The organism is Streptomyces sp. NPDC001027 (genome assembly GCF_040299045.1).
Lineage (GTDB): Bacteria > Actinomycetota > Actinomycetes > Streptomycetales > Streptomycetaceae > Streptomyces.
The window spans coordinates 1-6,799 of sequence record NZ_JBEPBI010000332.1 but is presented as its reverse complement, the minus strand read 5'-3'; the positions used below and the strand labels follow the sequence as shown (position 1 = coordinate 6,799).

General features: G+C 74.4%; 7 protein-coding genes. 6 read left to right on the top strand and 1 reads right to left on the bottom strand.

The window, feature by feature from the left end; genetic code table 11:
• From ABT300_RS39715 to ABT300_RS39705, 3 genes are all read left to right on the top strand, one after another.
• The coding region (locus ABT300_RS39715; protein ID WP_351686750.1) for a nicotinate-nucleotide--dimethylbenzimidazole phosphoribosyltransferase at nucleotides 1-203 on the top strand (203 nt) is incomplete at its 5' end.
• 168 nt (nucleotides 204-371) lie between these two features.
• Complete coding sequence (cobA, locus tag ABT300_RS39710) at nucleotides 372-1,604, top strand: uroporphyrinogen-III C-methyltransferase (protein ID WP_351686747.1); 1,233 nt, start codon at nucleotides 372-374, stop codon at nucleotides 1,602-1,604.
• A 64-nt stretch (nucleotides 1,605-1,668) separates the two neighbouring features.
• The gene (locus tag ABT300_RS39705; protein ID WP_351686744.1) at nucleotides 1,669-2,487 is read left to right on the top strand and encodes a TrmH family RNA methyltransferase; all 819 of its coding nucleotides are present in this window, start codon (nucleotides 1,669-1,671) and stop codon (nucleotides 2,485-2,487) included.
• Between the two features lie 504 nt (nucleotides 2,488-2,991).
• Here the strand turns inward: ABT300_RS39705 and ABT300_RS39700 are convergent.
• A complete protein-coding gene (locus tag ABT300_RS39700) occupies nucleotides 2,992-4,356 on the bottom strand; it encodes a serine/threonine-protein kinase (RefSeq protein ID WP_351686753.1) in 1,365 nt (454 codons plus the stop codon).
• 589 nt (nucleotides 4,357-4,945) lie between these two features.
• Here ABT300_RS39700 and ABT300_RS39695 point away from each other — a divergent pair.
• From ABT300_RS39695 to ABT300_RS39685, 3 genes are all read left to right on the top strand, one after another.
• Nucleotides 4,946-5,140 (top strand): hypothetical protein, encoded by a 195-nt coding sequence (locus ABT300_RS39695; RefSeq protein ID WP_351686741.1) that lies wholly within the window; start codon nucleotides 4,946-4,948, stop codon nucleotides 5,138-5,140.
• Nucleotides 5,141-5,372: 232 nt separating this feature from the next.
• On the top strand, nucleotides 5,373-6,308 hold the full coding sequence (locus ABT300_RS39690; protein ID WP_351686738.1) for a phosphotransferase family protein: 936 nt from the start codon (nucleotides 5,373-5,375) through the stop codon (nucleotides 6,306-6,308).
• 80 nt (nucleotides 6,309-6,388) lie between these two features.
• Nucleotides 6,389-6,691: a TFIIB-type zinc ribbon-containing protein gene (locus ABT300_RS39685; RefSeq protein ID WP_351686735.1), complete on the top strand. Its 303-nt coding sequence runs from the start codon at nucleotides 6,389-6,391 to the stop codon at nucleotides 6,689-6,691.
• Nucleotides 6,692-6,799: the final 108 nt, after the last annotated feature.

Below are 6,799 nucleotides of genomic sequence, written 5' to 3'. Positions count from 1 at the left end.
CGGCCTGCATCGCGGGCCACCGCAGCGCCGAGCCCGGTCACGTGGCCGCCCTGAACAAGCTGGGACTGCGTCCGCTCGTGGACCTCGACCTCCGTCTCGGCGAGGGCACGGGCGCACTGCTGGCGTTGCCGCTGGTCCAGAGCACGGCCCGGGCGATGCACGAGGTGGCGACGTTCGACTCGGCGGGCGTGACGGAGAAGTAGGACCCGGCGGGGCCGGCGGGCGCGCTTGTGCGCACCCCTGGCCCCGCCGCATGCTGAACGCACCTGTATACATCTGAGCGCACCTTTAAAATGCGCACGTCAGGGCCGCTCCAGAGTCGCAGCGCCCGCTCACCGCACGTCTTTGCCCGGACGAGGAGCCGCACCCTCATGGCCGAACACCCCGCCTACCCCGTAGGCCTCCGCCTCACCGGCCGCAGGGTCGTCGTCCTCGGCGGCGGCCAGGTCGCCCAGCGCCGCCTGCCCGCCCTGATCGCCGCGGGCGCGGTCGTCGAGCTCGTCTCCCCGAGCGCCACCCCGTCCGTCGAGGCGATGGCCGACGCGGGCGAGATCACCTGGTCCCGCCGCCGGTACGCGCAGGGCGACCTCGCCGGAGCCTGGTACGCCCTGATCGCCACGAGCGACCACGAGGCGAACGTCTCGGCGTCCGCGGAGGCGGAGGCGCACCGCATCTGGTGCGTGCGCTCCGACGACGCCGAGGCCGCGACCGCCTGGACTCCCGCGACCGGCCACAGCGAGGGCGTGACGGTCGCCGTCCTCACCACCGACGGCCGCGGCCGCGACCCCCGGCACACCGCCGCCATCCGCGACGCGGTCGTCGAGGGCCTGCGCGACGGCACCCTCGTCGCCCCTCACCACCGCACCCGCACGCCCGGCGTGGCGCTGGTCGGCGGCGGTCCCGGCGACCCCGACCTGATCACCGTGCGCGGCCGCCGTCTGCTCGCCGAGGCGGACGTCGTGATCGCCGACCGGCTCGGCCCGCGCGACCTCCTCGCCGAGCTTCCGCCGCACGTCGAGGTGATCGACGCGGCGAAGATCCCCTACGGCCGGTACATGGCCCAGGAGGCCATCAACAACGCGCTGATCGAGCACGCCAAGCAGGGCAAGTCCGTCGTCCGCCTCAAGGGCGGCGACCCGTACGTGTTCGGCCGCGGCATGGAGGAGCTCCAGGCCCTCGCCGAGGCGGGCATCGCCTGCACGGTCGTCCCCGGCATCTCGAGTTCGATCTCGGTGCCGGGCGCGGCCGGCATCCCGGTCACCCACCGGGGCGTCGCCCACGAGTTCACGGTGGTCAGCGGTCATGTGGCGCCCGACGACGAGCGCTCGCTGGTCGACTGGGAGTCGCTGGCCAAGCTCACCGGCACGCTGGTGATCCTGATGGGCGTCGACAAGATCGGGAAGATCGCCGAGGCGCTCGTGGCGCACGGCAAGTCGCCTGACACCCCGGTCGCCCTCGTGCAGGAGGGCACGACGGCCGCCCAGCGCCGCGTCGACGCCACGCTCGCCACGGTCGCCGAGACGGTCCGCGTCCGGGAGGTCAGGCCTCCGGCGGTCGTCGTCGTCGGCCCGGTCGTCGGCGTCGGGCCGTGGACCTCAGAGTAACCGCGGGTAACACAACCGTCCCGCGCCGTTGGCACCACACCCAGGACAAGGCAGTATCACCCCTGTGGCCGATCTCATCACCGTGGAAGATCCCGACGACCCGCGCCTGCGCGACTACACCGGCCTGACCGACGTCGAGCTGCGCCGCAGACGCGAGCCCGCCGAGGGGCTGTTCATCGCCGAGGGCGAGAAGGTCATCCGACGCGCCAAGGACGCCGGGTACGAGATGCGCTCGATGCTGCTCTCGGCGAAGTGGATCGACGTCATGCGCGACGTCATCCACGAGCTCCCGGCGCCGGTCTACGCCGTCAGCCCCGACCTGGCCGAACAGGTCACCGGCTACCACGTCCACCGGGGCGCGCTGGCCTCGATGCAGCGCAGGCCGCTGCCGACGGCGGCCGACCTGCTGCACACCGCCCGGCGGGTGGTCGTCATGGAGTCGGTCAACGACCACACCAACATCGGCGCGATCTTCCGCTCGGCCGCCGCCCTCGGGATGGACGCCGTGCTGCTCTCGCCGGACTGCGCGGACCCCCTGTACCGGCGCAGCGTGAAGGTCTCGATGGGCGCGGTCTTCTCCGTCCCGTACGCCCGCCTGGACACCTGGCCCAAGGGCCTGGACTCGGTCCGCGAGGCCGGCTTCGCCCTGCTCGCCCTCACCCCGGACGAGAAGGCCCGCAGCCTCGACGAGGCCGCCCCGCACCGGATGGACCGGGTGGCTCTCATGCTCGGCGCGGAGGGCGACGGCCTCTCCACCCAGGCGCTCGTCGCCGCCGACGAATGGGTCCGCATCCCGATGTCCCACGGCGTCGACTCGCTCAACGTGGGCGCCGCGGCGGCGGTCGCCTTCTACGCGGTGGCGACGGGCCGCCCCCGCGCCTAGTAGGTCCTGTCGTTTGGATCATGCCGCAGACGTCGGGTGCGGCACGCGCATCTGCCGCGTCGTCGTCGGTTGCCGATGCTCCGCGTCGACGCCCTCCTCCGCCTTGCAGCTGCACGCACCACACCCCGCTCACCGGCGCCGAACGGTCCCGTTCGTTCCCTGCGGCTGATCCAAACGACAGGCCCTGGCTAGGCCTTTCCGCGACGTGGCGCCCTCTGCCCGAAGGACAGGGCACACGGCGCCCGGTGCGTGAGATCGCCCGCCGGAGGCCCGCCGACGTAGGGGCGGTACGCGAGCGCGCCTGGCGACGCGGCTGGGGATTGCCCTCCGGGGGAGGGCGTGCCAGGCGTCGCGTGCCGGGCGGGACTTCGCGGACACGTCCGGGCCTTCGGGGGTGACGGCGCCGAGCCGCCCTGGATGTACGGGCAGGGCCGCCGCGGGCCTCGAGGTCCACGACGCCTGCGACGTACCGATGCCGACGCCCGCCCGCGCGGCGTGCGCCGGTCAGCGGGCTGTCGTGCCGCCTGCGTCCGGCGCCGACGGCAGGTGCGGCGTCGCGTGCCGGACGACGCCGTCGCCCCCGCCGAGCCCGCGCGCCGGTCCCTCGCAGCCCTGGACGAGGGCGATGCCCAGCGCCACGAACAGCGTCACCACCACGAACACGAACAGCCGCTGACGCAGCAGACGCGGGTTCGCGGGCCGCAGTCTGCCGCCCGTCGTCCTCGGCCCGGGACGCCCGCCGCCGCGCGGACCGGGCCGACTGCCGCTGCCCGGCCGGGTGTTGCGGGCGCCGGGAGCAGGCCGGGCCCCGGACCGTGACGAAGCCCCGCCGCCGCGGGAGGGATTCGTGCCCCGCGCCGCCGCGCCGCCCCGTGCGGGGGCGGGACCGCGCGAGGACGGCGACCCGCCGCGCGGCGGGGGAGTGCCCGGCCCGCCCGGATGACGCAGCGTGCGCTCCGTGTGGCCGGGGTCCGCCAGCCGTCCGGTGGGCCGGTCCGCCTCGGCCGCCCGCGGCGCCGGAGGCCGTACGTCCGTCAGGCCCTGGGCCTCCCGGGCGGCGATCTCCTTCAGCCGCAGGGAGAGTTCGAGCGTGCTGGGCCGCTCCTCGGGGTCCTTCGCAAGGCAGGCCCGCACCAACGGCCCCAGTGCGTCGGGCACGCCGTGCAGCTGCGGCTCCTCGTGCACCACGCGGTACAGCATGACCTCCGAACTGCCCTGCCCGAAGGGCGAGTCGGCCGTCGAGGCGTAGGCGAGCGTGGCGCCGAGCGAGAACACGTCGGTGGCCGGTGTGACCAGTGCCCCGCGCACCTGCTCCGGAGCGAGGAAACCGGGGGAGCCGACCGCCGTGCCGACGTGCGTGAGCGTGGACGCGCCCGTCGCCCACGCGATGCCGAAGTCGATGATCCGCGGGCCCTTGGGGGACAGCAGGATGTTGGAGGGCTTGAGGTCCCGGTGCACGACCCCGGCCTCGTGGACGGCGACGAGCCCCTCCGACAGGGCGGCCCCGATCGCGGCGAGCTCCGCGGCGCCGAGCGGCCCCTCGTCGTTCACCTTGTCGTGCAGGGAGGGGCCGGGCACGTACTGCGTGGCGAACCACGGCCGGTCGGCGTCCAGATCCGCCGCGACCAGCCGCGCCGTGCAGCCGCCCCGGATCCGCCGGGCGGCCGACACCTCGCGCGCGAACCGCGAGCGGAACTCCTGGTCCTCCGCCAGATCGGGCCGGATCACCTTCAGCGCGACCCGCTGCCCCTTCTTGTCGGAGCCCAGATAGACGACGCCCATCCCGCCCGCGCCGAGCCGCCGGTGCAGTCGGAACGAGCCGACGACGCGCGGGTCCTCGCGCCTCAGGCGCATCATCGCCATGTTCATCCCCGCTGCCCGGTCCGTCTGACGTGGCACAGCTTACGTTTACACGGCCGTTCGCGCGCAGAGGCCGCGCCCTCTCGTCCCGATGGATTGTCAGTGCCGGATGGGAGAATCGAAGAGTGGTCAGGGAGCCCTGGGAAAGCCGTACTTCGTCGAGGGAGCCTCCTCAACCACCGGTCCCGGAAGGGGGATTGAAGCCATGAGGGGTGACCGGCCGCATACGGCCCCGGACCTCGGCGACGCCGTCCTCGTCCATGACGTGCGGGCGGGAGGAGCGGGCCGCCCGCGACCGGCCGCGGCGCCGAGAGCGGTGCCGGAAGTGAGCGAAGTCACGGCAGCTCTCGGAAAAACCGGCCCGGACCGGACGTCCCCTCCGGGAGGACCCCGAGACGTAGGACCTCCTCTCCACCCAGGGGAGTACTCACCGGCCGACGGCTCATCCTCCGGGAGGCCCGCCAATGGGTACGAAGGCATGACGACCGGAGCGGGCCGCACGCCTAGATTTGAGGTCAAGCGGCGGGTGCAGCACTCGTCCCCCGAGGTCAGACACCCGCCGCTGCCAACGACAACTGATCAGGTCAGGAGAGGGACCATGGCCCTTACGGCATCGCGGACGACGATCCGCACACCGGGACGCAGCACGCGCCCCCGTCGCACGGGCCGCCGCCACCCCCTGGTGGCGACGCTGATGGCCCTTCCCCTGGCGGTCCTGCTCCTCGTCGTCTTCGACGGCTGGGAGACAGTGGCCACACAGGCGTCGTCCGTGGGAGTGATGCTGGGGCGCTGAGCGGCGACCCCAGGCCCGGAAGAGCGGTCCGGGCGGGGACATCCACCCATATGAAACCCCGTGGGGACGGGGGTGCGGCGGACGGCAAAAGATGCAGGCGCAGCTGGGGAGCTGCGCCTGCATTGTTTTTCCCCGCCCGCCCCGCCCGTCCCGGCCCCATGCCCGACGCGCCGCGGCTTCCCTGCGTACCCTCGCGAGGAGACCGCCCCGCACGCCCTCGCCCAGGAGCCATGTGACCCCGGACCCGCTGCTCGCCGAGCTCACCCGCCGGGCCGCGGCCCGCGCGCACGCGGCCGCCCCGGCCTGCCCGTGCGGCGCGGCCACCCTCGCCGACCGCCCCGACGCCACCGTCGTCCGGCACGCCGACACCGTCGCCAAGGCGCACGCGACCGACACCGACCCGGCCGCTCTGGCGCCCCGTCTCGCGGCGGCGGCCGCCCTCCCCGACGTCCTCCTGCCCCCGCTCGCCACCGCCCCGACGCTGCTGCACGGACGCCTGGTGACGTTCTGGCCCTACGGCGCCCCGGTCGATCCGGACGATCCCGACGCCGCGCCCTGGGAGGAGGCGGGAGCGCTGCTCGCCGCGCTGCACCGCACCCCGGTCCCGGCGGGCCTCCCCGCGATGCGCGGTCCCGCCAAGGCCGCCCGGGCCGTGGCGCTCCTGCACGCAGCCGGCGCGCACCCCGCTCTCGCCCCCGTTCTCGCAGCCTGGCGCACGCTCCCGGCCTGGGCCCGGGCCGAAGCCCCCATGCCCGGCCCCGGCGCCCTCTGCCACGGCGACCTCCACCTCGGCCAGCTCGTCCGCCACCCCGTCCCGGACGGCCCGTGGCGGCTGATCGACGTCGACGACCTCGGCGTCGGCGACCCGGCCTGGGACCTCGCCCGCCCCGCCGCCTGGTACGCGTGCGGGCTGCTCCCGCCCGACGAGTGGACCCGATTCCTCGCCGCCTACCGTGCCGCGGCCGGCCCCGCCGTGCCCGATGCCGGCGATCCCTGGCCCCGGCTCGACGTCCCGGCGCGCGCACTCACCGTGCAGAGTGCGGCACGGGCCGTCACCAAGGCGGCCGCGGCCGGCCGGCCGCTCGACGAGGTCGAGCAGTGCCTGGTCGACGCCTGCGTGCGTATGGGTTCCCTCCCCTCGCAGGTGGCGGCCGACTTCGCGAAGTAGGGTGCAACCGACCGCAGCCGGACAGTGTCTGTCCTGGCGGTAGGCGAAACAGCACCGACCGGCGAGGAGTTGAGCCGAACATGCAGTGCCCGAAGTGTCACGCTCAGATGCACACGTACAACCGCAACGGCGTCCAGATCGAACAGTGCAGCAACTGCCGCGGGATCTTCCTCGACTACGGCGAGCTGGAGGCGCTGACCCGGGTGGAGTCCCAGTGGTCCCAGCCCGCGCCGCCGCCCCCGGGCGCCCCGCAGGCGTACCCGGCCGCGCCGGCCGCCCCCGCCTGGGGCGCCCCGCACGGCGGCGGTCACGGTGGTCACGGCGGTCACTACGGCGGCCACCACCGCCACAAGAGCTTCGGCCACATGCTGTTCTCCAGCTGAACCGGCGCACGCAAGAGCCCCCGACCGCGATGGCGGCCGGGGGCTCTCGGCGTGTGGACGATACTGGGATTGAACCAGTGACCTCTTCCGTGTCAGGGAAGCGCTCTC

Excerpts from the sequence above, each read along its gene's own strand:
- ABT300_RS39700 (WP_351686753.1), bottom strand. The coding sequence starts at position 4,356 with ATGAACATGGCGATGATGCGCCTGAGGCGCGAGGACCCGCGCGTCGTC.
- ABT300_RS39695 (WP_351686741.1), top strand. The coding sequence starts at position 4,946 with ATGGCCCTTACGGCATCGCGGACGACGATCCGCACACCGGGACGCAGC.
- ABT300_RS39685 (WP_351686735.1), top strand. The coding sequence starts at position 6,389 with ATGCAGTGCCCGAAGTGTCACGCTCAGATGCACACGTACAACCGCAAC.
- cobA (WP_351686747.1), top strand. The coding sequence starts at position 372 with ATGGCCGAACACCCCGCCTACCCCGTAGGCCTCCGCCTCACCGGCCGC.